Source organism: Nostocoides australiense Ben110 (assembly GCF_001050535.1).
GTDB classification, from domain to species: Bacteria; Actinomycetota; Actinomycetes; order Actinomycetales; family Dermatophilaceae; genus Nostocoides_A; species Nostocoides_A australiense.
Genome location: NZ_HG764815.1, coordinates 3,181,396 through 3,183,961, shown reverse-complemented (window position 1 = coordinate 3,183,961; position 2,566 = coordinate 3,181,396). Strand labels below are relative to the sequence as shown.

The window sequence follows — 2,566 nt, the reverse complement described above, 5'->3', positions numbered from 1 at the left end:
CCCCCCCCCCCCGCCACTGGCAGGTCAGCCACGGCAGGTCCTCCGCGGTGGCCGGGCGGATGGCCACGGCGTCGCGCGGTCGTCCGGACTCGAGCCCGGCGAGCCGCGCGCGCAGGCCGCCCGGGCCGATCTCCTCGGTCGTCAGCGCGAAGGAGAGATGGTCGCACCAGGCTCCGTCGATGTGCAGATAGCGCGGCCGGATGCACTCGGAGCGAAACCCCAGCTTGTGCACCACGGCCAGGGAGGCGACGTTCTCCGGCCGGATGTTGATCTCGATCCGGTGCAGGCCGGCGGCGGCGATCGCGTAGTCACCGGCGACGGCGACCGCCAGCGGCGCGATGCCCCGGCCGGCGAACTCGCGCCCCACCCAGTAGCCCATCGTGCACGACCGGAAGGCGCCGCGGACGATATTGCTGACGTTGAGCTGACCCGCGAGGGCTCCGTCCACGGTGAGGGCGAACGGCAGGAGCGACCCGGCGCGGGCCGCTGCCTTCTGCTCGCTCAGCAGGCTGGTGAAGGAGACCGTGCGCGGTATGCCGTCGGGGCTCGTCGGATCCCACGGCCGCAGCCAGTCGGTGTTGGCCGCGCGCAAGAGCAAGTAGTCCTCGCGGTCCTTGCGGCCCAGGGGCCGCAGGCCCAGCTGTCCGCCATCCGCCAGCGGGGCCGCGAGGTCCACCGGCCACAGCCGCGAGCGCACCTAGTGATCGCCCCCGCGCAACTGCTCGACGAGGTGCCCCAGGATCGGTGCGATCACGCGCAATCCGTCCCGCACCCCACCGGTGGACCCGGGCAGGTTGACGACGATGCACCGTCCGGCGAGCCCGGCGGTGGCACGCGAAAGCATCGCTCCCGCAACGCCGTTCGCGAGGCCGTCAGCCCGGATGGCCTCGGCGATGCCGGGGATCTCCCGAGTCAGGACGGAGCGGGTGGCTTCCGGGGTGAGATCGGTCGGCGCACAGCCGGTGCCGCCGGTGGTGATCACCAGGTCGTATGCCGTGACGGCCTCCCGCAGCGCCGTCGCCACCGCGTCGCCGTCGGGCACGACGACGGTCGGTGCGACCAGTGCGCCCCAGGACTGCAGGGTCTCGGCGATGATGGGCCCGCCCCGGTCGGGGTAGACGCCGCTGTAGGCCCGGGTCGAGGCCGTGATCGCGACGGCCCGGACGCCCCGGAGCGGCGGCGGGCGATCCTGAGCGGTGTCGGTCACGGCATCTCCTGGCTCGGCTGCGGACGAGTTCGTGTTGTCTCGGTGGGGGTTTCGGCCCAACCGCCGGACCGGCCGCCGGACTTGGCGGTGACCCGGATGTCGGTGATCCGGCCATGCTTGTCGATGGCCTTGACCATATCGATCACCGTCAACGCCGCCACGGCGACGGCCGTCAGCGCCTCCATCTCGATGCCGGTGCGATCAGCGGTCCGGACGCTCGCCCGGATGTCCACGCCGTCGTCAGCGACCGTGAGGTCGACCTCGACGGCATGCACCGCGATCGGATGGGCGAGGGGGATCAGGTCAGGGGTCCGTTTCACGGCCTGGATGCCGGCGATCCTGGCCACGGCGAGGGCATCTCCCTTGGCGACCGCGCCATCACGCAACGCAGCAACCGCCTTCTCCGACAGCAACACTCGGCCGGCAGCCGAGGCCTCGCGCGCCGTCACGGCCTTGGCCGAGACATCGACCATGTGGGCGCTGCCGTCGGCGCGGACGTGGGTCAGGCGCAGCTCGTTCATGGGATCGGCCCGGGGTCGGAGAGCAGCCAGACCTCGACCTCGTCACCGGCCGCGAGCGACTCGGCGTCTGCGGGCACGATCACGAGGCTGTTGGCCCGCACCAGATCGGCAACGAAGTGCGACCCTTGTCCCACAACAGGATTGACAACCCACGCACCGCCTTCGGGGGTCGTCACCGCCCTCGCGATCTGTGTCTTGCCGCGAGGTGAGGTGAGTGCGTGGCCCATGACACCGGTGACGACGCGCCGCTCGTGCGTGCCGCCCATCATCGCCTCCAGGGCCGGCGCGACGAACACCTCGAAGGACACGAACGACGAAACCGGATTGCCGGGCAGCGCGAACACCGGCACCCGGTGCTCCCCGAAGAGGCCGAACCCCTGCGGTTTGCCCGGCTGCATCGCCACCTGCACGAACTCGATGCCGTGCTCGCGCAACGCCGCCTTGACGACGTCATAGGCCCCCATGCTCACGCCGCCACTGCTGACGATGGCGTCGCACTCCGACGCGAGATCCTCGATCAGGCCGACGAACGACTCGGGCTCGTCCCCGGCAGCGACAGTCGCGACGACCTCGGCGCCGCGGCTGCGGCAGGCCGCCGCCAGCATCACCGAGTTCGACTCGTGGATCTGCCCGGGAGACAACGGTTCTCCGGGCGGGATGAGTTCGTCGCCGGTGGAGACGATCGCTACGCGCGGGCGCGGCCGGACGGGCAGGGTGGGGTGGCCGGTCGCGGCGGCCAACGCCAACGTCCGGGCGTTGACGCGCGTCCCTGCCGGGATGACCAGCGCACCCTGCGCCACGTCCTCGCCCGCGGTGCGGATGGAGCGGCCGGGGGGGG

The 2,566-nt window shown here is 71.9% G+C and carries 4 protein-coding genes; all 4 read right to left on the bottom strand.

Translation table 11 applies throughout. From position 1 onward, the window contains the following. A partial coding sequence (locus tag BN11_RS15435) for a GNAT family N-acetyltransferase (protein WP_083433796.1) occupies positions 1 to 697 on the bottom strand: 697 nt, incomplete at its 3' end. Then, complete coding sequence (locus tag BN11_RS15430) at positions 698 to 1,207, bottom strand: MogA/MoaB family molybdenum cofactor biosynthesis protein (protein WP_048699165.1); 510 nt, start codon at positions 1,205 to 1,207, stop codon at positions 698 to 700. Further along, entirely contained in the window at positions 1,204 to 1,728 is a 525-nt protein-coding gene (gene moaC, locus BN11_RS15425) for a cyclic pyranopterin monophosphate synthase MoaC (RefSeq protein WP_048699163.1), read from the bottom strand. Before moaC ends, BN11_RS15430 begins: the two co-directional genes overlap by 4 nt. Next, a partial coding sequence (locus tag BN11_RS15420; RefSeq protein ID WP_162213252.1) for a molybdopterin molybdotransferase MoeA occupies positions 1,725 to 2,566 on the bottom strand: 842 nt, incomplete at its 5' end. The genes moaC and BN11_RS15420, both read right to left, overlap by 4 nt.

Excerpts from the sequence above, each read along its gene's own strand:
- moaC (WP_048699163.1), bottom strand. The coding sequence starts at position 1,728 with ATGAACGAGCTGCGCCTGACCCACGTCCGCGCCGACGGCAGCGCCCAC.